General features: G+C 70.3%; 24 protein-coding genes and 2 tRNA genes. 3 read left to right on the top strand and 23 right to left on the bottom strand.

The window, feature by feature from the left end:
* Positions 1-136: 136 nt before the first annotated feature.
* The 6 genes from ACIPJ2_RS08840 to ACIPJ2_RS08815 form a co-directional block, all read right to left on the bottom strand.
* Positions 137-637, bottom strand: coding sequence for a DUF3145 domain-containing protein (locus tag ACIPJ2_RS08840; RefSeq protein ID WP_281264267.1), 501 nt, complete (start codon positions 635-637; stop codon positions 137-139).
* Positions 638-803: 166 nt separating this feature from the next.
* Entirely contained in the window at positions 804-1601 is a 798-nt protein-coding gene (locus tag ACIPJ2_RS08835) for a DUF1684 domain-containing protein (protein ID WP_402728499.1), read from the bottom strand.
* Entirely contained in the window at positions 1598-2734 is a 1137-nt protein-coding gene (locus ACIPJ2_RS08830; protein ID WP_281264265.1) for an AI-2E family transporter, read from the bottom strand. Before ACIPJ2_RS08830 ends, ACIPJ2_RS08835 begins: the two co-directional genes overlap by 4 nt.
* Positions 2735-2789: 55 nt before the next feature.
* Positions 2790-2863, bottom strand: a tRNA-Ile gene (locus ACIPJ2_RS08825).
* A gap of 11 nt (positions 2864-2874) precedes the next feature.
* Complete coding sequence (locus tag ACIPJ2_RS08820) at positions 2875-4056, bottom strand: glycosyltransferase (protein WP_402728498.1); 1182 nt, start codon at positions 4054-4056, stop codon at positions 2875-2877.
* A gap of 153 nt (positions 4057-4209) precedes the next feature.
* The gene (locus tag ACIPJ2_RS08815; RefSeq protein WP_281264263.1) at positions 4210-5124 is read right to left on the bottom strand and encodes a DMT family transporter; all 915 of its coding nucleotides are present in this window, start codon (positions 5122-5124) and stop codon (positions 4210-4212) included.
* A gap of 39 nt (positions 5125-5163) precedes the next feature.
* Here ACIPJ2_RS08815 and def point away from each other — a divergent pair, with 39 nt between their 5' ends.
* Positions 5164-5739, top strand: a complete 576-nt coding sequence (gene def, locus ACIPJ2_RS08810) for a peptide deformylase (protein WP_281264262.1) — start codon at positions 5164-5166, stop codon at positions 5737-5739.
* Positions 5740-5770: 31 nt separating this feature from the next.
* On the opposite strand, the gene ACIPJ2_RS08805 is transcribed toward def, so the two are convergent.
* The 11 genes from ACIPJ2_RS08805 to dusB form a co-directional block, all read right to left on the bottom strand.
* A complete protein-coding gene (locus ACIPJ2_RS08805) occupies positions 5771-6274 on the bottom strand; it encodes a hypothetical protein (protein ID WP_402728497.1) in 504 nt (167 codons plus the stop codon).
* A 102-nt stretch (positions 6275-6376) separates the two neighbouring features.
* Positions 6377-6449 (bottom strand) — tRNA-Asn (locus ACIPJ2_RS08800).
* 103 nt (positions 6450-6552) lie between these two features.
* Positions 6553-7548, bottom strand: coding sequence for a D-isomer specific 2-hydroxyacid dehydrogenase family protein (locus ACIPJ2_RS08795; protein WP_402728496.1), 996 nt, complete (start codon positions 7546-7548; stop codon positions 6553-6555).
* Positions 7545-8489: an ATP-binding cassette domain-containing protein gene (locus ACIPJ2_RS08790; RefSeq protein ID WP_402728495.1), complete on the bottom strand. Its 945-nt coding sequence runs from the start codon at positions 8487-8489 to the stop codon at positions 7545-7547. The genes ACIPJ2_RS08795 and ACIPJ2_RS08790 overlap by 4 nt, the downstream gene beginning before the upstream one ends.
* A gap of 148 nt (positions 8490-8637) precedes the next feature.
* Positions 8638-10332: an ABC transporter ATP-binding protein gene (locus ACIPJ2_RS08785; protein ID WP_402728494.1), complete on the bottom strand. Its 1695-nt coding sequence runs from the start codon at positions 10330-10332 to the stop codon at positions 8638-8640.
* On the bottom strand, positions 10329-11327 hold the full coding sequence (locus ACIPJ2_RS08780; RefSeq protein ID WP_281264257.1) for an ABC transporter permease: 999 nt from the start codon (positions 11325-11327) through the stop codon (positions 10329-10331). The genes ACIPJ2_RS08785 and ACIPJ2_RS08780 overlap by 4 nt, the downstream gene beginning before the upstream one ends.
* Positions 11328-11329: 2 nt before the next feature.
* Positions 11330-12424 (bottom strand): ABC transporter permease, encoded by a 1095-nt coding sequence (locus tag ACIPJ2_RS08775; RefSeq protein WP_402728493.1) that lies wholly within the window; start codon positions 12422-12424, stop codon positions 11330-11332.
* Between the two features lie 96 nt (positions 12425-12520).
* Entirely contained in the window at positions 12521-14155 is a 1635-nt protein-coding gene (locus ACIPJ2_RS08770) for an ABC transporter substrate-binding protein (protein ID WP_402728492.1), read from the bottom strand.
* A 608-nt stretch (positions 14156-14763) separates the two neighbouring features.
* Positions 14764-16653, bottom strand: a complete 1890-nt coding sequence (gene dnaG, locus ACIPJ2_RS08765; RefSeq protein WP_402728491.1) for a DNA primase — start codon at positions 16651-16653, stop codon at positions 14764-14766.
* 118 nt (positions 16654-16771) lie between these two features.
* The gene (locus tag ACIPJ2_RS08760; RefSeq protein ID WP_402728490.1) at positions 16772-18061 is read right to left on the bottom strand and encodes a deoxyguanosinetriphosphate triphosphohydrolase; all 1290 of its coding nucleotides are present in this window, start codon (positions 18059-18061) and stop codon (positions 16772-16774) included.
* A complete protein-coding gene (dusB, locus tag ACIPJ2_RS08755; RefSeq protein ID WP_402728489.1) occupies positions 18058-19212 on the bottom strand; it encodes a tRNA dihydrouridine synthase DusB in 1155 nt (384 codons plus the stop codon). Before dusB ends, ACIPJ2_RS08760 begins: the two co-directional genes overlap by 4 nt.
* 47 nt (positions 19213-19259) lie before the next feature.
* On the opposite strand from dusB, the gene ACIPJ2_RS08750 reads away from it, so the two are divergent.
* Positions 19260-19742 (top strand): aminoacyl-tRNA deacylase, encoded by a 483-nt coding sequence (locus tag ACIPJ2_RS08750; protein WP_402728488.1) that lies wholly within the window; start codon positions 19260-19262, stop codon positions 19740-19742.
* Positions 19743-19752: 10 nt separating this feature from the next.
* Here ACIPJ2_RS08750 and ACIPJ2_RS08745 read toward each other — a convergent pair whose 3' ends face one another.
* The 4 genes from ACIPJ2_RS08745 to ACIPJ2_RS08730 form a co-directional block, all read right to left on the bottom strand.
* Positions 19753-19902, bottom strand: coding sequence for a hypothetical protein (locus tag ACIPJ2_RS08745; RefSeq protein WP_281264251.1), 150 nt, complete (start codon positions 19900-19902; stop codon positions 19753-19755).
* Entirely contained in the window at positions 19899-20621 is a 723-nt protein-coding gene (locus ACIPJ2_RS08740; RefSeq protein ID WP_402728487.1) for a DsbA family protein, read from the bottom strand. The genes ACIPJ2_RS08745 and ACIPJ2_RS08740 overlap by 4 nt, the downstream gene beginning before the upstream one ends.
* Positions 20622-20687: 66 nt before the next feature.
* Positions 20688-22073, bottom strand: a complete 1386-nt coding sequence (locus tag ACIPJ2_RS08735) for a glycine--tRNA ligase (RefSeq protein ID WP_281264249.1) — start codon at positions 22071-22073, stop codon at positions 20688-20690.
* 59 nt (positions 22074-22132) lie between these two features.
* Positions 22133-23212, bottom strand: coding sequence for an aminotransferase class V-fold PLP-dependent enzyme (locus ACIPJ2_RS08730; protein ID WP_402728486.1), 1080 nt, complete (start codon positions 23210-23212; stop codon positions 22133-22135).
* 17 nt (positions 23213-23229) lie between these two features.
* On the opposite strand from ACIPJ2_RS08730, the gene ACIPJ2_RS08725 reads away from it, so the two are divergent.
* A complete protein-coding gene (locus tag ACIPJ2_RS08725; protein WP_402728485.1) occupies positions 23230-24165 on the top strand; it encodes a LysR family transcriptional regulator in 936 nt (311 codons plus the stop codon).
* A 37-nt stretch (positions 24166-24202) separates the two neighbouring features.
* Here the strand turns inward: ACIPJ2_RS08725 and ACIPJ2_RS08720 are convergent, their stop codons facing one another.
* Both ACIPJ2_RS08720 and recO read right to left on the bottom strand, forming a co-directional pair.
* On the bottom strand, positions 24203-25000 hold the full coding sequence (locus tag ACIPJ2_RS08720; protein WP_402728484.1) for an isoprenyl transferase: 798 nt from the start codon (positions 24998-25000) through the stop codon (positions 24203-24205).
* The gene (recO, locus tag ACIPJ2_RS08715) at positions 24997-25848 is read right to left on the bottom strand and encodes a DNA repair protein RecO (RefSeq protein ID WP_402728483.1); all 852 of its coding nucleotides are present in this window, start codon (positions 25846-25848) and stop codon (positions 24997-24999) included. The genes ACIPJ2_RS08720 and recO overlap by 4 nt, the downstream gene beginning before the upstream one ends.
* Between the last annotated feature and the right edge of the window lie 69 nt (positions 25849-25917).

Below are 25917 nucleotides of genomic sequence, written 5' to 3'. Positions count from 1 at the left end.
GCGGGGCGGGCCTCCGTCGTCCTGTGGACGCGTCCACATCGCGAAAGCGACAGTTCCCCGCCGGTGATCGGCGGGGAACTGTCGCTTTCGCAGAGGTGTCGGAGTCCTGGAGCGCCGGACTGACGCTGTGGCGGGGTCAGCCCACGCGGTGGAGCCAGACGACCGGGTTGCCCTCGGCAGCGTGGCGGAACGGCTCGAGTTCGTCGTCCCAGGCCTGGCCGAGCGCCAGTCGGAGTTCACGGTGCAGTTCGAGGGCGTTGCTGCCGGCGACCTCCATCGCGTAGCGCACGCGGTCCTCGGGGATCACCATGTTGCCCGTGACGTCGGTCTGCGCGTAGAAGACGCCGAGGTCGGGTGTGTGCATCCACCGGCCGCCGTCGGACGCCTCGGTGGGCTCTTCGGTGACCTCGTAGCGGAGGTGCTCCCAGCCCCGCAGCGCAGAGGCGATCGCGGCACCGGTGCCGACCTGCCCGGTCCACGTGTACTCGGTGCGTCGGGAGCCGTCCTGCGCGGGCTGGTCCAGCCAGGAGAAGTTCACGGCGCGACTCATCGCGCGACCTGCTGCCCATTCGACATGGGGGCAGAGCGCGCGCGGGGAGGAGTGCACGTAGAGCACTCCTGACGCAGTCCCGGTCATGATTCCTCCGATCATCAGGTGCGACTTCCCCATCGACCTGCGGAGGATCCGGTGACCAGAGCCATCGATATCCGATTGTGATGTCCTTGCGGACACGCCCATTATGCAGCGTCTCCGCTGGGAACGGCAAGGACACGGGCCGGATCCGCCCGTGTCCGGCCCCGGATCAGTGGAAGACGGCCCCGTCCCGATCGATCGGGTGCCGCTCCCCCGCCGTCACCAGGACCGACAGGCGGTTCTCTGGCGGCGGGATCGGGCAGGCGTACTGGTACGAGAACGCGCACGGTGGCAGCACCAGTTCGTTCCAGTCGAGCTCGACGTCTGCGGCGGCGCCCGGGTCGGTGACGAACAGGAACCGCCCCATCGAGTAGCTGCTGTGGACGTCGCCCTCGGGGAGCGCACTCGTCGCGTCCTGGACGATGAGCTGCAGCCGCGCCGCTCCCCGGAACGGTGCCGACCGGACCGCGACGAGCGTGACGGCCGCGCCACCAACGGTCGTCGACACGGTGCCGGCGACCACCAGCGGATCGCCGGCGGCGTCGAGGACGTCACCACGAGCCTCCAGGCCGGCCACGTCCCGTGCCGGCGTGAAGCGGCCGGAACCGACCCAGTCGTCGGACCGTGGGAACCGGTCGATCGCGGCGAAGCGGGCGATCGCCTCCGATTCCGGGTCCCACACGCGGAGGGTGCGTCCGGCGACCGTCCCGGCGAACCCGTCCGGGAAGGCGACCGTCGACGGGACGACCGCCTCGTCACCTGCGACGAGGACCGTTCCGTCGACCGGGACTCCGTCGACGACCACACCGTCACCCGCGGCAGCGGTCACGATGAGTCCGCCGACTGACGGTGCCCACGTGCCGGGCACGGGCCAGACGGCCTGCGGGTGATCGACCCGCTGCGCGTTCACCAGGGCAAGCGGGCCTCGCGGACCGACCGCCCAGCGCTCACGCGCGGAGGACGTCATGCCTGCTCCTGCCTCGGGTAGATGACCTTCTGCACGATGATGATCACGGACGCGGCGATCGGCACGGCGACGAGGGCGCCGAGGACTCCGCCGATCGTCGCTCCGGCGACCGCGGCGATGACGACGAGGGCGCCGGGGACCTGCACGGCACGGGACATGATGCGCGGGGAGATCACGTACGACTCCACCTGCATGTACACGAGGTAGTAGATCGCGGCGGCCAGCGCGGTCGCCGGCGAGGCGAAGAAGCAGAGCAGGGAGATCACGATCGCCGCACCGAGCGTCCCGACGAGCGGGATCAGCGACCCCATGAACGCGAACGTGGCCAGCAGCACCGGCAGCGGCGCGCCGATGATGAGCAGGAACACCAGGCTGAGGATCCCGTTGATCGCAGCCTGCGAGATCTGGCCGACGACGTAGCGACCGACCGAGGACGTCACCTCTTCGCTGACGTCGACGAAGTTCTGGCGACGCGAGGCCGGAACGAAGCGGTACAGCATGCTCTTCATGCTCCGCATCGACGCCAGGAAGTAGAGCATCAGGATGAGCACGATGAGCACGCCGGTCAGCCCGGACAGGATGCCGGTGCCGACCGCGAGGATCCCGCCCCCGAGACTCAGCAGGTTGCCCGGATCCTCGGCGAAGGACTGGACCGACTGCAGCGCGTGCGTCAGGTCGAACGAGCCGGCGAGCTGCTTCGACAGGTTCTGCACCCAGTCCTGCTTGGAGATGTCCTCGACGATCTCCGGGAAGTTGTGCACCAGGTTCGTCGCCTGGTTGACGACGATCGGCACGACGGCGAACACGATGCCCACGAACGCCCCGAGCACCACGACGACGACCGCCAGGATCGCGGCCCACCGCGGGATGTAGCGCTCGAGGAACGTGACGAGCGGGTCGAGGCCGAGGGCGATGAACAGCGCGACGCCGATGTAGACGAGGACGGTCGACAGCTGGCCGATGAGGGCGCCGGCGAGCAGCGCGACGAGGACGCCGATGCCGCCCATGAACCCGATGCGGAACGCGTTGACGCGCACGCCGGTGCCCGACCGGGACGCCTCGAACGTCACGTTCGGGGTCGGGCGGGGCGTCTGGTCGTCGTCGTTGTTCCGCTTGCGTGTGGGGAGGTGCACGTGGGGCGGGCCCGCCTTTCGAATCGTCTTGAACCCGCGGTGGGTTGCGACTACGTGGGGCGGGCGGGACTCGAACCCGCGATCGTTCCGTTATGAGCAGACTGCCTTGACCAGCTTGGCTACCGCCCCTCGTCGGGAGCCTAGGCCACCGGCTCCCCACGATACAGCGACTCGAACGTCGCGAGCGTGCGGTTGATGTCGTGCGCCTCGATCATGGCCAGACTGCGCTCTCGGAGACCGATGTAGTCCTCGTCCGAGGCCGTCAGGACCTTCGCGAGCTTGTCGGCGAGATCGCGCTCGTCACCGGGCTCGAACAGGTACCCGTTGCCGTCGACCAGGTGCGGCAGCGCCATCGAGTTCGCGACGACGACCGGCAGACCGGACGCCATCGCCTCGAGCGAGGCGATGCTCTGCAGCTCGGCCGTGGACGGCATCGCGAAGACCGTGGCGTTCGTCAGGGTGCGGAACTTCACCTCGTCGGAGACGAACCCGAGGAACGTCACCCGGTCCTCGATGCCGAGCTCCTTCGACAGCGCGGTCAGCTTCGGGATCATCTCGCCGTCACCGACGATCGTGATGCGCGCGCCGAGCTCGGCTGGGAGCAGCGGCAGCGCCCGGAACAGGACGTCGAGGTTCTTCTCCGGGGCGACGCGGCCGACGAAGACGATCTCGTTGTTCGCCGGACGACCTTCCCGCGCGACGTACCGCGAGGCGTCGATGCCGCACGAGATCGCGAGCACGCGCTGTCCGGCGATGGCTTCGCGGAGGTAGTCGGCGGCGAGGTTCGTCGGCGTCGTGATGGCGTCGGCGAGCCGGTAGGTGCGGGCGGCGTCGTTCCACGCGATCTTCAGCGCGATCGGCAGCGTGAAGCGACCGAAGGGCGTGTACTCGAGGAGGTTCTCGGGCATGAAGTGGTTCGTCGCGATGATCCGGATGCCCCGGTCGTGTGCTTCCCGGGCGACGCCGCGGCCGACGATGATGTGCGACTGGATGTGCAGCACGTCGGGCTTGATCGCATCGATGATGGGCGCGGTGTGCTTCCGGACGCTCCAGGGCCACGCGAAGCGCAGCCAGGCGTGCAGCGGCCACTTGTACGACTTGAGCCGGTGCACGACGAGGGTGACCCCGCGGTGTTCCTCGTCGAAGGTGCCGTGGTGCCGGCCCGCGGCCGGGGCGATGATGTGGACCTCGTGGCCGCGCTCGGCGAGGCCGACGGCGAGCTGCTCCGTGAAGGTGGCAGCGCCGTTGACGTCCGGTGAGAAGGTGTCTGCGGCGATGAGGATGCGCAGCGGGCGTCCGGTGGGGGTGGCGTCTCCTGACACGGTGGGCGTCGTCCTCTCCTGGGCCTGCATCCGGCGGGTCGCTGGTCCGACGTGCCGGGGTTGGTCTGGGCCTGAAACGCTACCGTACGCCGATGCGCGGCCGCGTCAGCCGCGCGGTGGACGGGGTGCCCGCCTCCAGGGGGACGGCGACGGTCAGCGTCTGGCTTCCGGGTGGTACTTCGCGAGCATGAAGACACCGGTCACCGCGATCGCTGCGGCGACGACGAACCCGACGACGGCGAACGCGGGTGCGCCGGCGGCCTCGTCGAGGACGATCACGCCGATGCCGACCGCGACGATCGGGTCCACCACGGTCAGGCCGGCGATGACCAGGTCCGCCGATCCCGCCGAGTAGGCGTTCTGCACGAAGTACCCGCCGAGGGATGCCGCGACGATGACGCCGATGATCGCCAGGACGGTGAGCCAGTCGAACGTGTGGTTGACGAACCGGTTCAGCGTGACCTTCGCCAGGGTCGCCACGAACCCGTAGAGCACCCCGGCGCCGATGATGTAGTAGAGCGCGCTCTTGTGCTTCGCGACCACGCGGAACGACACGAGGACGAGCACGAGGACCACCGCGAGGATGATCAGCACGGTCACGAGCTGGGCACGGGTGATCGGGCTCTCGTGCCCGACGAACGCCGCGATCGCGACGAACAGGCCGACGCCGATGATGCACGTCCAGACCGCGCGCCGCGCCGGTCGCCCGAGGGGGACCCCGGAGGACCGCGACGAGAACCAGGTCGTGATGACGAGCGCCACGGCGCCGAGCGGCTGGACGACGATGAGCGGCGCGTAGGTGATGCTGATCAGCTGCAGGACCACCGCGACACCGAGCATGATCGTGCCGAGCACCCAGTACCCGCTCGAGATCAGCCCGAGGATGTGCCGGACACTCAGGCCCTTCGACTGCTTGCCGAGGCGCGCTTCGACCCGCTTGACCCCGCGGGCCTGGAACTGGGCACCGAGCGACAGGAAGACCGCTCCGATGAGCGCGACCGGGATCATGAGCGCCTGGAACGGGGTGAGGTTGTTCACCGCGTCCGGGAGCTGGAGGTCCGTCGTCACGCGTCGAGGCTATCCGACCGCTCCCGATAACCTGGGTGAATGGCCGTTCTCCCCATCCGGATCACCGGTGAACCCGTCCTGCACGCCCGCGCCGAGGAGGTCACCGTCTTCGACGACGACCTTCGCTCCCTGGTGGCGGACATGTTCGAGACGATGGACCTGGCACCCGGTGTGGGGCTCGCCGGCCCGCAGGTCGGTGTCGGCAAGCGGCTCTTCGTGTACGCATGGACCGATGATGACGGCGTGCTCTGGCGCGGCGCAGCGGTGAACCCCGTTCTGTGGATCACGCCGGCGGTGCCCGAGTCGGTGGAGGAGCTGGACGAGGACGATGAGTCCGAGGGCTGCCTCTCCATCCCCGGTGATCGGTTCCCGCTGCGCCGGAGCGAAGGTGCCCTGCTGCGCGCGGTCGACGAGCACGGCGAACCGTTCGAGATCGAGGCGCACGGCTGGCTCGCGCGCATCTTCCAGCACGAGTACGACCACCTCGACGGCGTGCTCTACGCGGACCGCCTCGTCCACCCGTACGCCAAGCAGTCCCTGAAGTCCGTCAAGAAGCAGAGCTGGGGCGGACCGGGCAAGTCCTGGCTGCCCGGCCGCGACCACCCGGAGGGCTGACGGCGCGTCGGGTCCGGCCTGGAGGCTCGGCTCAGCCCCGGTACGCCGCGATCGCGTCGCGCAGGTGGTCCATCTCCGGATGCCCCGGGCAGTAGATCGCGAGCCCTGCGGCCGTCCGCGCATCGGCAGCCGACTCGATCGGGGTCGTCCACGGGGCCGTCCCGGACACCGCGCACGTCGCCGCGAGTTGCTCGATCGTCGACTCCCCCGCCGCGGCGTCCACCGCGTCCTGCTGCTGCGCCGACGCCTCGGTCCCCGTGATGCGCTGCGCCCGGCAGTCGGTCCGCCCGGCTTCCCAGACCGCCGAGTAGGTCGTGAACGTCTCCGTGCGGCCCGACACCCCGTCGTCCCGGCAGACGAACGCGAACACCATCGGTGCCGTGCCCGATGCCGCGACCGAAGACGACGGCGTGCTGTCGACGGAGTCGTCCGGCTCGGACTCGGCTCCCGCAGTACACGCAGCGACTCCGCCCATGACCACGCCCGCCACCACGAGGCAGCATGCCGCGCGGACGGTTCGATGGAGGAGATGCACCTGTGAACGCTAACAGCATCCACTCCGGCGTCCGCCGTGAAGGATCGGCACGATGCACGGGAAAACGAGAAGGCCCCCACCGCGGACGGTGAGGGCCTGACGCTCCCCGAGTTGGACTCGAACCAACAACCTGCCGGTTAACAGCCGGCTGCTCTGCCAATTGAGCTATCGAGGATCAGTCGTCATTCCGGGAGACCCGGTCTGAACAACGGGTAACAGCATAGCAGGACAACGGACGCTCCCCGCGCATCCGGCACGCACCCCGGGCGCGCCGCGCGTCAGTACCCGGCGACCGGGTCCACGACGCCGACGAAGCCGGATCCCGACTCCGCGAGGAACGCCTCCACGTTCGCCCGCACCCGCTCGGCGAGCAACGGCGCCACCATCTCCGGCGTGTCCGCCTGGTGCGGCGTGATGATCGCGCCCGGCGTCTCCCACAGCGGGTGACCGTCTGGAAGGGGCTCCGGGTCGGTCACGTCGACACCGGCGCCGGCGATCTCCCCGGCACGGAGGGCGTCGACGAGCGCGTCCGTGTCGACGAGTCCGCCGCGGGCGATGTTCACGAGCCGCGCGGTCGGCTTCATGCGCGCGAACTGCGCCGCGCCGAAGAGCTTCGCGGTCCCGGAGGTCATCGCCGCGGCGATCATCACGACGTCGGCGGACGGCAGGACGTCGTCGAGGTCGTCGGTCGTCACCGTGCGGGACGCACCCGGCACCGGGGAGGTCGACCGGCGGACGACCGTCACGTCCACGTCGAAGGGTGCGAGCAGCCGCATGTACTCCAACGCGATGCCACCAGCGCCGATGACGAGCACGTTCCGGCCGTACAGGGACACGCCCTCTGGCTCGGTCGCCCACGACGTCGCCCGGGCCCGCGCGGGCAGGACTCGCAGCGTCGCGAGGGTCAGCGCGAGGGCGTGCTCGGCGACGGGCTCCGCGTACGCCCCCTTGGCCGAGGTGAAGAGCACGCGGTCCCCGTGCGCGGAGATCAGGTGCGCGAATGCGTCGACCCCGGCGAACGGCAGCTGCACCCAGGTGACGCCGGGCGCGGAGTCCAGCGCGGACTCGAGGCCGGAAGGGTCACGCGGGTCGAGCCACACGATCCCTCGCGTGTCGCCGTCGAGCGGGGCGACGGTGCCACCGGCGTCGGACACGGCCGACACGTGGAGCTCGGCCGGCGAGGGCAGGATCGCGATCGGACCGGACGTCGGCGGTGGCACCGGCAGCGGCGCTCCCGAGTCGGTCAGCACTGCGCGGTGGCCACGTGACGTCACGCGTTCTCCTGTCGGTCGGTACGGGGGCCGGTGCCGGCGGTCGCCGGACGGCGTGGAGCGGACGAGCGGCGCGGCGCACCAGCGGCACCGCCGGCACCAGCGGCGGGTCGGCGCTTCACCGGCCGGGCAGCGGTCGCGGCGAGGGTCTTCACGTAGGGATCCACGGGGCTGTCGAGGACCTCGTCGAACGTCCCGAGCCCGACCAGGCGTCCCTCGTTCATGACGGCGACGCGATCGGCCAGGGCGCGGGCCTCACGGAGGTCGCTCGACACGACCACGGCGGAGAACTGCCGGCCCTGCTGCAGGTTCGCCAGGGCCTCGAGCACGGACTGGCGGACGAGGACGTCGACGCCGCGGGCGGGCTCGTCGGCGACGAGGAGCTGCGGTTCGAGGACGAGCGCCTGCGCGAGTGCGACCCGTTGGCGCTGCCCGCTGGAGAGCTCCCACGTGTTGAGCCGCATCACGCCGAGCGGCAGGTGCACGGCGTCGACGAGCCGCGCGACGATGAGCCCGGCTTCCTTGCGGTCGAAGCGACGGTCACGGGCGTAGATCGGTTCGGCGATGGCCTCGCCGACGGTGAGGTCGGGGCTCAGGCGGTCCGCGGCGTCCTGCGAGAGGTACCCGATCCGCCCGGTCAGCCGGGCGAGCCGGCGCGACGAGGCCCGGAGCCCGCGGGTCTTCTGCCCGAGGACGGTGAGCTCGCCGCCGACGATGTGCCGACGCTGCGCACCCTCGCCCTCGCCACGGGCGCCGAACTGGCCGGCGACCGCCGCCGCGAACGTCGACTTGCCCGAGCCCGACTCCCCTAGGAGCGCCAGGATCTCGCCGCTGCGGACCGTCAGGCTGACGCCGTCGACCGCCCGGATCGGTCGGGCGCCTGACACCCGGTACTCGATGGACACGTCGTCCGCGACGACCGCCGGGCCGTTGACCCCGATCATGGAACCCCTTCCGCGCCGCCCCCTGGCGGCGCAGCGCGGACGGAACGCGTCCGCGCGTCGTACGTGGTGCAGTGGAGCCGACCGCCCTGGAGGCTCGACCAGCGTCGACGACGCAGGCCGGGCCTCCAGGGATGGCCGGTCCGTCGGATCAGGACCCGACGTGCTCCAGTTGCTCCAGCGTACGCCGTCGCTCGGCCTGCTCGGCCGGGTCCGGTACCGGCAGCGACGCCAGCAGGCGCTGTGTGTAGGGGTGCTGCGGTGCGCCGAGGACCTCTGCCGTCGTGCCGGTCTCGACCAGGTCGCCGCGGTACAGCACCGCGATCCGGTCGGACAGCGCGCCGACGACCGCGAGGTCGTGGCTGATGAACAGCGAGGCGAAGCCGAAGTCCTGCTGCAGCTCGAGGAAGAGCTCCAGCACACGGGCCTGCACCGACACGTCGAGTGCACTCGTGGGCTCGTCGGCGATGAGCAGCTTCGGCCGGAGCGCGAGCGACCGGGCGAGCGATGCACGCTGGCGCTGCCCGCCGGAGAGCTCGTGCGGGTACCGGTCGCCGTACGCCGCGGGGAGCTGCACGGCCTCCATCAGCTCGTCGACCTGCTTGCGCGCCGCCCGCGGTGACGACGCGACGCCGTGCACGATGAGCGGTTCGGCGACGCACTCGGCGATCGTCAGCAGCGGGTTGAACGACGTCGCCGGGTCCTGGAACACGAACCCGATGTCCTTCCGGACCGGCTTGAAGTCGCGCTCCTTGAACCCGAGCATCTCGTGTCCGAGCACCTCGAGCGACCCGCCCGTCACCCGCGTGAGACCGGCGATCGCCCGTCCGATGGTGGTCTTGCCGGAGCCGGACTCCCCCACCAGGCCGAGGACCTCGCCCGGACGGATCGCCAGGTCGACGCCCTTGACCGCCTTGAACGCGTGCGAGCCGAGTCGTCCGGGGTACTCGATCTCGAGCCCCTTCGCCTCGACGACCGGTGCGACGTCCTCGGTGATGATCGCCCGACGCGCAGCGCCGGTCGACGCCTCGAGCCGGGGCACCGCGGCGAGCAGCCGCTTCGTGTAGTCGGCCTGCGGGTTGCCGAACAGCTCCGCGACCGGGGCCTCCTCGACGATCTCGCCCTGGTACATCACGGCGACGCGATCGGCCAGGTCGGCGACGACACCCATGTTGTGGGTGATGATGACGATCGCCGCGCCGAACTCGTCGCGGCAGCGGCGGAGCAGGTCGAGGATCTCGGCCTGCACCGTGACGTCGAGCGCCGTCGTCGGCTCGTCGGCGATGATCACGCTCGGCTCGAGCGCCAGCGCACTCGCGATGACGACCCGCTGCTTCTGGCCGCCGGAGAACTGGTGCGGGTAGTGGTCGACGCGGACCTCCGGGTCCGGGATGCCGACCCGACGGAGGTAGTCGATCGCCTTCGCGCGGGCCTCCTTCTTCGAGACACCACCGTGGGCGCGGAGGCCCTCGGCGATCTGCCACCCGACGGTGAAGACCGGGTTCAGTGCGGTCGACGGTTCCTGGAAGACCATCGCACCGGCGGTCCCGCGGAGCTCACGGAGCTTCTGCGCGCCGACGGACACGACGTCGGTGCCGTCGAGCAGCACCGCCCCGCCGAGCGTCGCCGTCTCCGGCATCAGCCGCAGCATGCTGCGGGCGGTCACCGACTTGCCGGAGCCGGACTCGCCGACCAGGGCGAGGACCTCGCCGGGTCGGACGTCGATGCTGACGCCCTTGACTGCGTCGACGGCGCCGCCGTCCGTTGCGAAGGTGACGGTGAGGTCGTCGACGACGACGACCGGTTCATTCCGTTCGGATTGGAGGCTGTTGGTCGCGTCGGTCATGCTGCTGCCCCTTCCGCTGCTGTCGCCTTGTCACGCGTGGAGACCAGCTGCTTCAGCCGCCGGCGCGCACGCAGGCGGGGATCGGAGATGTCGTTGAGGCTCTCGCCGACGAACGTGACGCCGAGCACCAGCACCACGATCGCGACACCCGGGTAGACGCCGGTCCACCAGACGCCGGACGCCACGTCGGAGAGCGCGCGGCTGAGGTCGTAGCCCCACTCGGCGCCGGCGGTCGGACCGATGCCGAACCCGAGGAACCCGAGGCCGGCGAGCGTCAGGATCGCGTCGGACGCGTTGAGGGTCAGGATCAGCGGCAGTGACCTGGTCGAGTTGCGGAGCACGTGGCGCGTCATGATGCGCCACGGGTTCGTGCCCATCACCCGGGCGGACTCGACGAACGCGTCGTTCTTCAGCCGGACGGCCTCTGCTCGGACGACGCGGAAGTACTGCGGGACGTAGACGACGGTGATCGAGATCGCCGCGGCCGTGATGCCGCCGTAGTAGCTCGAGTTGCCGCCGGAGACCACGATCGAGACGACGATCGCGAGCAGCAGGGACGGGAACGCGTAGATCGCGTCGGCGACGACGACCAGGATGCGGTCGAGCCATCCGCCGATGTAGCCGGAGACCATGCCGAGCAGGACGCCGACGATGATCGAGACGACCACCGCGACGATGACGACCAGCACCGCGGTGCGGGCGCCGAACACGACGCGGCTGAACACGTCGAAGCCGCCGACCGTGGTGCCCCAGATGTGCTCGGCGCTCGGGGCACCGGTGCGGGGGAAGTTCGCCCCGTCGGCACCCTGCAGCTGGCCGAAGCCGTACGGGGCGATGAGCGGTGCGAACACCGCGACGAGGAGGTACAGGGCGCAGATGACGACGCCCGTGATGAGCATGGCGCGCTGCCAGCCGGTGCTCCTGCGGAGCTGGACGACGACGGGGAGACGCTTCCAGAGCGGCTCGTGGCGGTCGACGAGGGACGCATCGGTCATCGTCAGAACCTCACTCTCGGGTCGATCAGGGCCGCGACGACGTCCACGATGAAGTTCGTCACCGCGACGATCACCGCGAGCATCGCGACGATGCCCTGGACCGCGACGAAGTCACGGGCCGACAGGTACTGGTTGAGCTCGAAGCCGAGGCCGCGCCAGCCGAACGTCGTCTCGGTGAGCACCGAGCCGCCGAGGAGCATCGCGATCTGCAGGCCCATCACCGTGATGATCGGCACCAGGGCCGGGCGGAACGCGTGCGTCCGGACGAGTCGGGACTCGCGGACACCGCGGGAGCGGGCCGCGTCGACGTACTCGGAGCCGAGCGAGCCGATCATGTTCGCGCGCACCAGGCGCAGGAAGATGCCTGCGGTGAGGAGGCCGAGCGTCAGCGCGGGCAGCACGGCGTGCAGCAGCACGTCGCCGATGATCTGGCCGTTGCCGGTGCGGAGCGCGTCGATGATGTAGATGCCGGTCGCACCGGGAACCTGGTCGAGCGCGAGCTCCACCCGGGTCGACGCTCGGTCGCCGAGAGGCAGCCAGCCGAGCCACACCGAGAAGACGAGCTTCATGAGGAGACCGCCGAAGAACACCGGGGTCGCGTAGGTGAGGATCGCGAGCGCGCGGAGCAGCACGTCCGGCCACTTGTCACGGAGGTACGCCGCGAGCATGCCGAGCGGGATGCCGAGGACGAGCGCGACGATGAGCGCGTAGAACACGAGCTCCGCGGTCGCACCGCCGTACGTGACGATGATCTCGGTGATCGGACGGTGGTCGGTCGCGGTCGTGCCGAAGTCGCCACGGGCGATGTTGCCGAGGTACTCGAGGTACTGGACGATCACCGGGCGGTCGTACCCGGCGGCGTGCAGGCGTTCCTGCAGCTGCGCCTGGGTCAGCCGGCCACCGACGGACGCGACGATCGGGTTCCCGATGATGCGCATCAGGAAGAACACGAGCGTCACCAGGATGAAGACGGTCGGGAAGATCAGGAGGAATCTGACGAGGACGTACCGCCCGATGCCACCGCCGGACTTGGCACTGCGTTGTGCCGCCGGCTTCGTGGGCTCGGTGTCGATCGCCTCTGGGGTCGTGAGGGTCACTGGGTGGGTGCCTTTCGGGTCCTGTGTGTGGACCGGTGGTCCTGCGCGGCCGAAGGGGGCGTTCCGGCCTGCGGAACGCCCCCTCCGGGGTGGTGCTTACTTGCTCAGCGTTGCGTAGCGGAACTTGAACGACGCGTCGAGCTTCAGGCCCTTGACGTCCTTCGACGCGACCGCGACGGACTTGCCCTGCAGGAGCGGCAGCGTCGAGATCTGCGTCGCCTCGCGCTCCTGCGCCTGCTCGATCAGGTCAGCGCGCTTGGCCGGGTCGGACTCGGCCTGCTCCTTCGCGATGAGGTCCTGGATCGTCGGGTCGTCGTAGTGGTTCTGCACGAAGTTGTCCTTCGTGAAGAACGGCGACAGGTAGTTGTCGGCGTCCGAGAAGTCCGGGAACCAGCCGAGCTGGTACTCCGGGTAGGAGTCCTTCGTGCGCTCCTGGGCGTACGTCGTGTAGACCGTCGACTGGATGTTCACGGTGAACAGGCCCGACTTCTCGAGCTGCGTCTTCAGCAGGGCGTACTCGTCGTCCGACGCCGAACCGTAGTGGTCGGGCGCGTACTGGATGTCGAGCTGGATCTTGCCGTCGACACCGGCGTCGGCAAGGGTCTTCTTCGCCTTGTCCACATCCGGTGCGCCGTTGCCGTCGCCGTACATCGACTTGAACGGCGTCGCAGCACCGGTGAGGCCGTCGGGCACCATCGAGTACAGCGGCGTGTACGTGTTGTTGTAGACCTCCTTGGCGAGCGCGTCGCGGTCGACGACGTCCGCCACGGCCTGCCGCACGGCGAGGGCCTTCGCCTCGTCGGAGTCGGACTGGCCGGTCCCGAAGGGCTGCGACTTGAAGTTGAAGACCAGGTAGCGGATCTCACCGCCGGGGCCGTCGGTGACCGTGAGCTTGTCGTCTTTGCGGAGCGACGCGATGTCGGTCGGCGTCAGCGAGCGGTACGCCACGTCGACGTCGCCCTTCTGCACGGCGAGCTTGAGGTCGGTCTCCTTCGTGTAGTAGTTGGCCGTCACCTCGTCCGTCTTCGCCTTGCCGAGCAGCCCGTCGTACTTGGGGTTGGCCTTGTACTGGATGAGCTGGTTCTCCTTGTACGAGGTGATCTCGTACTGCCCGGCGAACGCCTTGCCCTTGACGATGTCCGCGGCGGGGGTGAGCTTGTCCGCCGAGAAGACGTCCTCGTCGACGATCGGACCGGCGGGGCTCGAGAGCACCTGCGGCCAGGTCTGGTCGGCGTGGTCCAGGTGGAACACCACGGTCGTGGCGTTCGGCGTGTCGATGCTCTTGAGGTTCGCGAGCAGCGACTGCGGGCCGTTCTCGTTGTTGATCTTCAGTTCACGGTTGAACGAGAACTTCACGTCGCTCGACGTGAGCTTGTTGCCGTTCGCGAATTCGAGCCCCTTCTTGAGCGTGACCGTGTAGGTCGTCGGGTCGGTGAACTCGCCCTTGGTCGCGATGTCCGGCTTGACGTCCGGGCTGCCGACCGGGGTGTTCATCAGGAACGGGAACACCTGGTTCTGCACGGCGAACGAGCCGTTGTCGTAGGAGCCCGCCGGGTCGAGCGACGTGATCGAGTCGGTCGTGCCGATGATCAGGCCGTTCAGGTCGGTGGACGAGCCGCTGCCGCCGCCCGCGCAGCCGGTCAGCACCAGCGCCGTCGCTGCTGCTCCCGCGCCGAGCGCGATCGTGCGCTTGCCCCACGTGGCTGTGCGCTTCTTGAACACGGATGCCATGTCCGATGCCTCTCTGCTGTTGGTTGCAGGAGCCCCTGGGTCGGTGGTGGAACCGCTGTGTACCGGCCCGGGACACTCATTGAGAGACACCCTGCCATGGAACTTCTTCCGGCGGGGCCGCTTTTTTTACACCGCTGTAACGCAGGAGTGCTGCGCATGCCGCATCATCCGGCCGTCGCACGCGGCGCGCCACGCACGAAAGTTGCGCACGACAACACGACCGTGCGCGGCCGAGTGACGTGTACGGGACGAGTGACGTGCACAGGACGAGTGACGTGCACAGGACGAGTGACGTGCACGGGGACGAGTGACGTGCACGGGGACGAGTGACGTGCACGGGGACGAGTGACGTGCACGGGCCGACGGGTCAGGACACCCGCACGCACCTCGCCGACCGGTCAGGACACCCCGCACGCACCTCGCCGACCGGTCACAGATCGTCGCTGCACGTGCGCACGACCGACGAATCGAGACCGGTCGGCGAACTTGAGCGGGGTGTCGTGACCGCTCGTCGAGCGTGGGACAAGGAGCACGCGGCACAGGACGACGAGGCACAGGAGCACGCGGCACAGGACACGGCAGCAGGGCGTGGAGCCCAGGACGGCGGGTCAGGCGGGGTCGGCGTCGGCGCGGAGCCGCATGCGCTGCGCGTCGATGTCGACGAGCTGGCGCTGGATCTCGCCGCGACGATCGGCGTTCTCGTTCGGGTCGGCGCGCTGGAGCTGCCCGAGCAGGGACGCCTTGCGCGCGAGCAGGTCCCGCTCGACCAGGGCCACGACGATCCCCCGGCAGTAGATCGCCAGGTCCTCGTCGTTGCGGGCGGGGATCGGCGCGAGCGCGAGCTCCGACACGAGTCCCCTGACCGGGGCGGGCACGTCGGCGGTCAGGCGGTCCAGCCAGTCCGACCGTCCGAGCGAGTCGACGTTGGCGACGACGGCGTCACGGACGACGGCGAGCATCGGCGCGGAGAACGTCGCGGCGGCCGCCAGGCCGAGCAGGGGTGCGCCGACCGACGTCGGCTGCTGCACCATCGCCATCACGGCGTCGCGCTCCATGCGGGTGATCGGGTCGTTCGGGAGCGACCGGATCCCGGCGACGGGTTCGTCGAGCGGGGCGACCATCTGTCCACCGGGTCCGGCCTGGCCGACGGGCACGGACGACGAGCGGGAACGAGCGCCCTCGACCGCCCGGCGGACGTCGCCCATCTCCATCCCGAGCCACCCGGCGAGCTCGCGGACGTAGCCCTGCGTCAACGAACGGTCCCGGATGCCGGCGAGGACCGGTGCTGCGGAACGGAGCGCAGCGACCCGCCCCTCCACCGTCTCGAGGTCGTGCCCGTCGAGCGTTCGCCGGATCATGAACTCGAACATCGGCCGCTTGTTCGTGACGAGCCGCCGGATCGCGTCGTCGCCCCTGGCCAGTCGGAGGTCGCACGGGTCGAGCCCACCTGGCGCCACCGCGACGTAGGTCTGCGCGGCGAACCGCTGTTCCTCGGCGAAGGCGCGGGATGCCGCGCGCTGCCCGGCTTCGTCCGGGTCGAACGTGAAGACGACCTCCCCGTTGGCGTTCGGGTCGGCGCCGCTGACGTCGCCGAGCATCGGGCGCAGGACCTTGATGTGGTCGACGCCGAACGAGGTGCCGCACGTGGCGACGGCGGTCGTCACCCCGGCGAGGTGGCAGGCCATGACGTCGGTGTAGCCCTCGACGATGACGACCTGCTTCTGTTTCGAGATGTCGCGCCGGGCGAGGTCGAGCCCGTAGAGCACCTGGCTCTTGTGGTAGATCGGCGTCTCGGGGGTGTTGAGGTACTTCGGGCCCTTGTCGTCGTCGAGGAGCCGACGGGCGCCGAACCCGATCGTGGCACCCGTGACGTCGCGGATCGGCCACATCAGGCGCCCGCGGAACCGGTCGTACGGTGAACGGTCCCCCTGACCGACGAGCCCGGCGGAGATGAGCTCTTCCATCGTGAAGCCGCGGCCCTTGAGGTGGTCCTTGAGCGCGTCGTAGGACTTCGGCGCGAACCCGACGCCGAAGTGCTGTGCGGCGGACGGGTCGAAGCCGCGCTCCCCCAGGAACCGGCGTGCTGGATCCGCCTGCGGGGACGTGAGCTGGGCGACGTAGAACTGCTGCGCTGCTTCATTCGCCGCGATCAACCGTGCGCGCGTGTTGTAGTCGGTCCGCGGCCCGTCGCCCTCTTCGTAGTGGAGGGTGAAGCCGATCTTGGCCGCCATCCGCTCGACCGCTTCGGAGAACGTGGTGTGGTCCTGCTTCATGATGAAGCTGAAGACATCGCCGTCCTCCCCACACCCGAAGCAGTGGTACCGACCGACCTGCGGGCGGACGTGGAACGAGGGAGAGCGCTCGTCGTGGAACGGGCAGAGCCCCTTCAACGACCCGACTCCGGCGGACTTGAGCGTGACGTAGTCACCGACGACGTCGGCGATGTTCACGCGTGCGCGGACCTCGTCGATGTCGTTCCGCGCGATGAGTCCAGCCACCCCTCGATCCTAGTTCGCCGGACCGACCACGCCGACCGCTCAGCACGAGCTGTGCACGGCCGCGCAGCACGAGCAGTGCAGCCGCGCAGCACGAGCCGTGCACAGCCGCGCAGACGGCTCAGACGGGGATGTGGACGGCTTCCCGGTCGCCGACGACGAGCCGCCGGTGCCATGCCAGGGCGCCCTGGTCGGTCAGGCTCGCGACCTGGTCGACGACCGCGCGCAGCCGTGCAGCGTCGTCACGTGCATCGCGCCAGTCGGCGGCGAAGCCCGGCTCGAGCGCGGACACGCCGCGGTCGGCGATCGCGTCGAGGAGCTCGGTGAGGATCCGCCGCTGGTCCTCGTACACGGGCTGTCGGTCTCCGTGGGTCATCACGAACGCTGCGACGATCCCCTTGAGCACCGCGATCTCGCCGATGATCTCCGGCGGGGTCACCACCGACGCGGCGAACCGGACGAGCGACCCCGACGCGTACGCCTGCCGGGTCGCCGTGGTCGCCGTCCTGGCGAACCGACCGATGAGCTGCGACGTCAGGTTCTTCAGGCGGGCGGCGTCCTGCCGGGAGCCGTCGTAGGACGTCATCCACAGCGGCAGCGATCGCAGCCGGTCGAACGCCTCGAGGAGTTCGTCACGGCTGAGGTCGTCTCCGACCCAGGCGTGCATGGCGGACACGATGTCGTTCTCGCCAACGCGGTCCCCCAGCGCGGCGACGTCGATGAACCCGGCGACGACGGCGTCCTCGAAGTCGTGCACGGAGTACGCGATGTCGTCGGAGAGGTCCATCACCTGGGCCTCGATGCAGCGCTGTCGGCGGGGAGCACCTGCTCGGAGCCACTCGAAGGCGTCGTGGTCGTCGTCGTAGAAGCCGAACTTGGTGCGTCCGGACGAGGACTCGGCGACACCCTGCGACGCGGGCCACGGGTACTTGCACGAGGCGTCGAGCGAGGCCCGCGTCAGGTTCAGCCCGTAGGCGCGGTCCGTGTCGGGCCCGGAGCCGTAGACCTTCGGCTCGAGCCGGGTCAGGAGCCGCAGGGTCTGCGCGTTGCCCTCGAACCCACCGATACCGGCGGCCCAGGCGTTCACGGCGGTCTCGCCGTTGTGGCCGAACGGCGGGTGGCCGATGTCGTGCGCCAGGCAGGCGGTGTCCACGACGTCCGGGTCGAGGCCGAGCGAGTCGGCGAGTTCCCGCCCGACCTGCGCGACCTCGAGCGAGTGCGTCAGGCGGTTCCGGGCGAAGTCGAGACCGGTCGTCGGGCTCAGCACCTGGGTCTTGGCCGCGAGCCGGCGGAGCGCACTGGAGTGCAGCAGCCGGGCGCGGTCACGGGCGAAGTCGCTGCGGCGGTTGCCGTGTTCCTCGGGCAGCCAGCGTTCCGCGTCGGCCGGCCCGTACGAGCTCGTGGCGCTCATCCGCCGCTGTGGTGCAGCTCGGCGGCGGCGAGGACCTTGCGGAACTCTGCGTCGACGTCGCGGCTCTCGAGCCAGCGGTCGGGCAGGGCCGTGCGCTTGGGGTGCCCGGCACGACCACGGGGGCCTTCGGCATCGGCACCCGGGTACGGCGCGTCGTGGTCGAGCTGTGCGAGCAGGTCGTCGATCTCCTGCAGGCTGGACGCCATGGCGAGCCCGGACCGGACGTCACCGCCGATCGGGTACCCCTTGAAGTACCAGGCGACGTGCTTCCGGATGTCCCGGCAGCCGTGCTCTTCGGACCCGAAGAACTCGACGAGGAGCTCGGCGTGCCGACGGAACCCGACCGCGACCTCTCCGAGGGACGGCATGTACCGCAGGCCCTCGCCGCGGAACGCCGCCGCGAGGTCGCCGAAGAGCCACGGCCGGCCGAGGCACCCACGCCCGACCACGACACCGTCGCAACCGGTCTCGTCGACCATGCGGAGCGCGTCGGCAGCCGACCAGATGTCGCCGTTGCCGAGGACCGGGATGTCGGTGACGGCTTCCTTCAGGGTCGCGATCGCCGACCAGTCGGCTTCGCCGGAGTAGTGCTCGTTCGCGGTGCGCGCGTGCAGCGAGACCGCGGCGACACCGGCGTCGCGCGCGATGCGGGCGGCGTCGATGTACGTGAGGTGGTCGGCGTCGATGCCCTTGCGCATCTTCACGGTGACCGGGACGTCACCGGCGGCACGGACGGTCTTCGTGACGAGCTCCTTGAAGAGCTCGGTCTTCCACGGCAACGCCGCGCCCCCGCCCTTGCGCGTGACCTTCGGAACCGGGCACCCGAAGTTCAGGTCGATGTGGTCGGCACGGTCTTCGCCGACCAGGATCGTCGCGGCTTCCGCCACGGTGTTCGGCTCGACGCCGTACAGCTGGATGGAGCGAGGGGTCTCGGACTCGTGGTGCTGGATGAGCTGCATCGACACCGGCGTGCGCTCGACCAGAGCACGGGAGGTGATCATCTCGCAGACGTACAGCCCGGCACCGTACTCACGACAGAGCCGGCGGTATGCCATGTTCGTGATGCCCGCCATCGGCGCGAGCACGACGGGCACGTCGACCTCGATCGGGCCGATGCGCAGGGGCTTCCGGGGGGCTTGTGTGATCGTCATACGGGTTCCATTCTCCCACGTCGGCACGCGCCGGTAGCGTTCTCCACATGACGACCGATGCCATCGCCCGATTCGACGCCGACGCCGCAGCCCGCGGACTCCGGGTCGAGGTGGTCGAACGCCCGGCCGCGAACTCCCTCGCCGAGGCAGCAGACCTGCTCGGCATCACCCCGGGCGACATCGTCAAGACCCTGGTCGTCAAGCGCCACGACGGCGACTTCGTCTTGGCGCTCGTCCCGGGCGGCCGGAGCATCGCGTGGAAGAAGCTCCGGGCGCTCGTCGGCGTGAACAAGCTGTCGATGCCCGACGCCGCGACCGCGCTGCAGGCCTCCGGCTACGAACGCGGCACGATCACCCCGATCGGCGCGACGGGCGACCTGCCGGTCTTCGCCGACGAACGCATCGTCGGTCGCCGGGTCGCCCTCGGCGCCGGCCGCCACGGTGCGAGCGCGTTCGTGGACGCCGACGACCTGATCGCGGCCTACGGCGCGACGGTCGCGGACATCACCGACGAGGAACCCCAGCGCTGAGGCGGCGCCCCTAGTCGGGGACCTCTGACCAGTCGCCCTCCGCCCCGGGGACGAAGCACGAGTCGCCGTCGCAGACGACGGCGTCCGCCAGCAGGGGCTGCAGTCCCGGCACGGCCTGGAGGCTCGGCGCGGCCTGCGCGCGCACGTCGAGGTCCGTCACCGGGTCGCCTCCACGTCCGCGCTCGCGTCGTCCGCAGCGCGCTCGGTCGCCGCGGCCACTTCCTCCGGCGTCGACTCGCGCAGCGCGACGACCTGGCGGAGCACCTGCTCGAACGCCGCGGGGTCCTGCGCACCGGACACGCCGTACTTGCCGTCGATCACGAAGAACGGCACGCCGTTGATGCCGTACGCCTGGGCCTGCGCCTGGTCGGCACGGACGTCGGCGAGCTTGGCGTCGTCGCGCAGGGTCGCGAGCACCTCGTCACGATCGAGCCCGACCTCGGCGGCCAGGTCGGCCAACGAGGACTCCTGTCCGACGTGCTCACCTCGTTCGAAGTACGCCGCGAAGAGCCGCTCCACCATGTCGAGCTGCTTGCCGTGCTGCTTCGCCAGGTGGACGACCTGGTGCGCCTTCACGGTGTTGGTGTGGTGCATCGACTCGAAGTCGTAGTCGAGTCCGACGGACGCGGCGATCCCGGTGACCTGGTCGAGCATCTGCTGCGCCTGGTCGACGGGCATGCCCTTGTGCCCGGAGAGGAACTCGGCCTCGGTGCCCTCGAAGTCCACCGGGGTGTCCGGGCTCAGTTCGAAGGAGTGGTACTCGACCTCGACGTCGCCTCCGAACGCGCTGACGCCCGCCTCGAACTTCCGCTTGCCGATGTAGCACCAGGGGCACGCGATGTCGGACCAGACATCGACCTTCACGCTGTCGTTGCTCATGTTCAACGACAACGCGGCCGACCCCGGAGCATTCCCGGAGTCGACCGCGTCGGTCGTGCTCGGTCGTTAGGCGCCGACGAGGCGCTGCGCGAGGTAGCCCTGCAGCTGGTCGAGGGCGACGCGTTCCTGCGCCATGGTGTCGCGTTCGCGGACGGTGACGGCCTTGTCCTCGAGCGTGTCGAAGTCGACCGTGATGCAGAACGGCGTGCCGATCTCGTCGTGGCGACGGTAGCGGCGGCCGATCGCCCCGGCGTCGTCGAAGTCGACGTTCCAGTTCTTGCGCAGGTCGTCGGCGAGCCCACGGGCGACCGGCGAGAGCTGCTCGTTTCGGGACAGCGGCAGCACCGCGGCCTTGACCGGGGCGAGGCGCGGGTCGAGACGCAGGACCGTGCGCTTGTCGACGCCGCCCTTCGCGTTCGGGGCCTCGTCCTCGTGGTACGCGTCGAGCAGGAACGCCATGAGCGCCCGCGTCAGGCCGAACGACGGCTCGATGACGTACGGGACGTACTTCTCGTTGGCGGCCTGGTCGAAGTACCGGAGGTCCTTGCCGGAGGACTCGATGTGGTTGTTGAGGTCGAAGTCGGTGCGGTTCGCGACGCCCATCAGCTCGCCCCACTCCGATCCCTGGAAGCCGAAGCGGTACTCGATGTCCGCGGTGGCGTCGGAGTAGTGCGCTCGCTCGCCGTCCGGCACGTCGAAGCGACGGAGGTTCTCGGGGTCGATGCCGAGGTCCGTGTACCAGGCGATCGAGTCCGCGATCCACTGCTCGTAGTGGGTCTCGGCATCGGCCGGCGGGACGAAGTACTCGATCTCCATCTGCTCGAACTCCCGCGTCCGGAAGATGAAGTTGCCGGGCGTGATCTCGTTGCGGAACGCCTTGCCGACCTGGCCGATGCCGAACGGGGGCTTCATGCGGCTGGTCGTGACGACCTGCGCGAAGTCGGTGAAGATGCCCTGCGCCGTCTCGGGACGGAGGAAGTTCAGGCCTTCCTCGGACTCGACCGGGCCGAGGTAGGTCTTCAGCATCCCGGAGAACTCGCGGGGCTCCGTCCACTGGCCGCGGGTCCCGCAGTTCGGGCAGGCGATCTCCGCCATGCCGCCCTCCGGTGCGCGGTTCTTCTTGGCCTCGAAGGCCTCGATCAGGTGGTCCTCGCGGAAGCGGTGGTGGCAGTGCAGGCACTCGACGAGCGGGTCGGTGAAGGTCGCGACGTGGCCGGAGGCCTCCCACACCTTGCGGGGCAGGATCACGGCGGAGTCGAGACCCACCATGTCGCCACGGCCGCGGACGAACCGCTGCCACCACTGGCGCTTGATGTTCTCCTTCAGCTCCACGCCGAGGGGCCCGTAGTCCCATGCGGAGCGGGATCCGCCGTAGATCTCCCCCGACTGGAAGACGAACCCACGGCCTTTGGCGAGGGCGATGACCGAGTCGAGACGGGAGGGCTGAGCCAAGGAGAACTCCGTAAGGTCGCCGAGCTGGATGCCCGGTTCGGGAAACGTACCCGGCAAGACTAACGGCCCAGCACCGCCGCCACTGCGTCCACGTCCGACTCGTCGTTCCAGTGGTGGAACGCGAGCCGGAGTCGCCCCGCCCTGCCGGACGCCGTGATCCCCGCCGCGGCGAGCGCGGCCAACCCGGCGCCGGACGGATCCGGCACCGTCATCACGGCCTGCGACTGCCCGGCGACCCCGAGGCGGGCCGCCAGTCGGTCCGCCAGACCGGTGCCGTGCCTCCAGACCGTGTCCATGTCGAGCGACGCGACGTGCCGCAGGGCGGCGACCGCCCCGGGCCAGGCCTGCCATGCCGGCGACACGTCGAACCGGCGGGCGTCGTCGGCGAGCCGCATCTCAGGGCCGTAGCAGGAGGACCAGACGTCCTCGCCGGCGTACCAGCCGGCCTGGACGGGGCGAAGCCACTCCTGGGCGGCGGGGGACACCGTCAGGAACGCGACACCCCGGGGCGCGCAGAGCCACTTGTAGGCGTGGGTGACGGTGACGTCGAACGGTGCGGCCGAGATCGGCAGGATCCCCGCTGCCTGGGTGAGGTCGCAGAGGGTCCGCACGCCGACGGCACGGGCGGCGGCCACGACGGCGTCGTTCTCGGCGACCGCGCCGGTCGCCGACTGGACCGCCGACCACGCCACGAGTGCGGTGTCCGGGGTGACGGCCATCGCGAGCGATGCGAGCGGGACGCTCCGGACGCGGACCCCGCGGTGCGCCTGTGCGAGGAACGGGAAGACGATCGAGCTGAAGTCCCCCTCCGGGACGAGGACCTCGGCGCCGTCCGGCAGCGACGACGCGACGACCGCGGTCATCGCGGAGGTCTGCGAGCCGGTCGAGACCCGGCTGGCATCGATGCCGACGATCTGCGCGAACAGGGCTCGCCCCTCCTCGACGAGGTCGCCGTACCGGATCGGACTCGATCCGCCGGTGCCCCACTCGTCGAGGTCGGCACGCATCGCCGCGAGGGTCCCTCGTGTCGGGAGCCCGGCGGTGCAGGCGGCGAGGTAGCCGTGGCCGTCGACGAAGGAGTCCATGCCGATCATGCTCGTGTGCGACGACCCATCACACCAGAGCAGTTCTGTTTGCATCGCCATAGCATTGCGTTATGGACGATCTCGACCCGCAGCTGCTCCGCGCGCTCCGGGCGATTGCCGACGCCGGGTCGATCACCGGCGCCGCAGCCGCCCTCGGGTACAGCCAGCCAGCCGTCAGCCAGCTCCTGCATCGGGCCGAGCAGCGACTCGGGCACGCGCTGCTGCTCCGGGGCGCACGCGGCGTCACCCTGACCGAGGCGGGACAGGTGCTCGCCGACCACGCGTTGCACGTGCAGGCAGCCCTGACCGCTGCACAGGAGGACCTCGACGCCGTCGGAGGGCTCGCTCGCGGACGCGTCCGGATCGCCGGCTTCCCGAGCGCCTCGTCGACACTGGTGCCCGCGGTGCTCGCGTCGATGGCGGCCGCGGTCCCCGGGGTCACGACGTCCTACGTCGAGGTCGAGCCGCCGGAGGCGCTCGAACTGGTCCGGCGCGGCGAGGTCGACGTCGCGCTGACGTTCACGTACGTGGGTGACGACGTCGCGACCGACGCCGGGCTCGTCACACGGGCGCTGGGTCGCGATCCGCTCGCGCTGGTCCGGTCGGGAGGCTCGGGGCGCGCCCGCCCCGCCGGCTCGGCTGGTCCGATGGCCGGCTCGGTCGTCGACCTCGCCTCCCTGCACGGTGCGCGGTGGATCGGCGGCTGCCCGCGCTGCCGTGGGCACCTGCTCGCCTCGTGCGCGAGCGCCGGGTTCACGCCGGACATCGTGCTCGAGACCGACAACGCCGCAGCGGTGGTGGGCCTCGTCGCCGCCGGACTCGGGGTGGCGCTCCTTCCCCGACTGGCGCTCGCGACGACGGTGATCCCGTCCGGGGTGTCGATCGACCCCGTCGACGACGAGCTCGCTCGGCGGGTCGAGGTCGTCGTCGCACGCGGTGCCGAACGCGTGCCGAGTGTCCGGGCGGCGCTCGAGGCGGTGCGCGCGGCAGAACCGTTGCTGGCCTGACCCGGTGCGCGCCTGACCCGTTGTGTGTGTGCTGCGACTACGTGGTGGGGGCGTCCACGGCGCCGCCGTAGCGGCGATCGCGGCTCGCGTACTCCTCGATCGCGCCCCACAGGTCGGAGCGTCGGAAGTCCGGCCAGAGCCGGTCGAGGAACACCATCTCGGCGTAGGCGGACTGCCACAGCAGGAAGTTGCTGGTGCGCTGTTCGCCCGAACTCCGGAGGAACAGGTCGACGTCGGGCATCTCCGGCACGTACAGGCGCTTCGCGAGGGCCTTCTCGGTCACCTGGCTCGGCTTGAGACGGCCGGCTGCGACGTCTTCGGCGAGCGATCGGACCGCGTCGGCGATCTCGTTGCGACCGCCGTAGTTGACGCACATCGTCAGGGTGAGCACGTCGTTGCCCGCCGTCATGCGCTCGGCGGTCTCGAGTTCCTCGATGACGCTGCGCCAGAGCCGTGGGCGCCGTCCGGCCCAGCGGACGCGGACGCCCCACTCGTTCAGCTGGTCCCGACGGCGGCGGATGACGTCACGGTTGAAGCCCATAAGGAACCGGACCTCTTCCGGGGAGCGCTTCCAGTTCTCCGTCGAGAACGCGTACGCCGAGATGTGCTTGACGCCGATCTGGATCCCGCCGGCGACGACGTCGAGCAGGGAGGCCTCTCCCGCCTTGTGTCCCTCGATGCGCGTGAGCCCGCGACCGTTCGCCCACCGGCCGTTGCCGTCCATCACGATCGCCACGTGGTCCGGGACGAACCGCGCGGGGATCGCCGGGGGCGTCTCGCCGGTCCAGTCGATCGGCTTGAAGGACTCCGGTTCGACGGAACGACGGGGGCTCATGCGGTGCGGGTCCCTTCGGGGGCGCTGAGGTCGGGGGTCGGTGGCGGGGGTGCCGGGGTGGTCGCGACCGCCCTGGCCGTCGCTTCCGGTCCGCCGTGCGTGGTCGGAACCGGCACGGGGTGCTCGGTGCGGTCGACGTGCGGCAGGGACTTCAGCGATCGTTCCAGGTGCCACTGGGCGTACGCCGCGACCACGCCGGAGGCCCGGGACCTGCTCCGTTCGTCGGCGGCGTCGACCGTGCGCCAGTCCCCCGCGAGCAGCGAGCCGAGGAGCGACAGCGTCGTCAGGTCGAGCCGGGGCGATCCGGGAGGCGCGGCCCCGTCGGCGACGACCCCGCCGAGCTGGACGACGAACGCCGAGTGCGGGCCGGGCTCCCCCGTGACCGCGCAGTCCGAGAACGAGGGCGCCCATCCAGCGATGCTCATCGCGCGGAGCAGGTACGAGTCGAGCGTCGCGCTCGGCACGTGCTCGCTGCGGGCGAGGGAACGGAGGGCACCGACGAGCAGCAGGTACTGCTGGAGTCCGGCGTCGGCTTCGCTCAGGCGATCGGCGGTCTCGACCATGGCGCTGGCGGCCGTGTACGCGCTGTAGTCGGCAACGATCTGCGCGCCGTACGACCCGAGGGACTCCGCCTGGGTCACGATGTCGAGCGAGCGGCCCTCGTAGAACTGGGCGTCGACGACCATGAACGGCTCGAGCCTCGACCCGAACTTCGATGCCGTTCGCCGGACGCCCTTCGCGACGGCGCGGATCTTGCCGTGCTGTCGGCTGAGCATCGTGACGATGCGGTCCGCCTCACCGAGCTTGTGGGTGCGGAGCACGACACACTCGTCCCGGTACAGCGGCATGTCCCCAGTATCCCCCGTGCCCCCGACACGGCGCGCCGCGGGCGGGGTCCGCCCGCGCGTGCCGCGGGG

The organism is Curtobacterium sp. NPDC090217 (assembly GCF_044746705.1).
Taxonomy (GTDB): domain Bacteria; phylum Actinomycetota; class Actinomycetes; order Actinomycetales; family Microbacteriaceae; genus Curtobacterium.
Note: the sequence above shows the minus strand (reverse complement) of the source record. Positions and strands in the feature narration are given on the sequence as shown.

Coding starts and splice junctions, on each gene's coding strand:
- ACIPJ2_RS08750 (WP_402728488.1), top strand. CDS start 19,260: ATGACGACCGATGCCATCGCCCGATTCGACGCCGACGCCGCAGCCCGC.
- ACIPJ2_RS08730 (WP_402728486.1), bottom strand. CDS start 23,212: ATGCAAACAGAACTGCTCTGGTGTGATGGGTCGTCGCACACGAGCATG.
- def (WP_281264262.1), top strand. CDS start 5,164: ATGGCCGTTCTCCCCATCCGGATCACCGGTGAACCCGTCCTGCACGCC.
- ACIPJ2_RS08840 (WP_281264267.1), bottom strand. CDS start 637: ATGACCGGGACTGCGTCAGGAGTGCTCTACGTGCACTCCTCCCCGCGC.
- ACIPJ2_RS08790 (WP_402728495.1), bottom strand. CDS start 8,489: ATGATCGGGGTCAACGGCCCGGCGGTCGTCGCGGACGACGTGTCCATC.
- ACIPJ2_RS08785 (WP_402728494.1), bottom strand. CDS start 10,332: ATGACCGACGCGACCAACAGCCTCCAATCCGAACGGAATGAACCGGTC.
- recO (WP_402728483.1), bottom strand. CDS start 25,848: ATGCCGCTGTACCGGGACGAGTGTGTCGTGCTCCGCACCCACAAGCTC.
- ACIPJ2_RS08725 (WP_402728485.1), top strand. CDS start 23,230: ATGGACGATCTCGACCCGCAGCTGCTCCGCGCGCTCCGGGCGATTGCC.
- ACIPJ2_RS08740 (WP_402728487.1), bottom strand. CDS start 20,621: ATGAGCAACGACAGCGTGAAGGTCGATGTCTGGTCCGACATCGCGTGC.
- dusB (WP_402728489.1), bottom strand. CDS start 19,212: ATGACGATCACACAAGCCCCCCGGAAGCCCCTGCGCATCGGCCCGATC.
- ACIPJ2_RS08835 (WP_402728499.1), bottom strand. CDS start 1,601: ATGACGTCCTCCGCGCGTGAGCGCTGGGCGGTCGGTCCGCGAGGCCCG.
- ACIPJ2_RS08780 (WP_281264257.1), bottom strand. CDS start 11,327: ATGACCGATGCGTCCCTCGTCGACCGCCACGAGCCGCTCTGGAAGCGT.
- ACIPJ2_RS08770 (WP_402728492.1), bottom strand. CDS start 14,155: ATGGCATCCGTGTTCAAGAAGCGCACAGCCACGTGGGGCAAGCGCACG.
- ACIPJ2_RS08720 (WP_402728484.1), bottom strand. CDS start 25,000: ATGAGCCCCCGTCGTTCCGTCGAACCGGAGTCCTTCAAGCCGATCGAC.
- ACIPJ2_RS08760 (WP_402728490.1), bottom strand. CDS start 18,061: ATGAGCGCCACGAGCTCGTACGGGCCGGCCGACGCGGAACGCTGGCTG.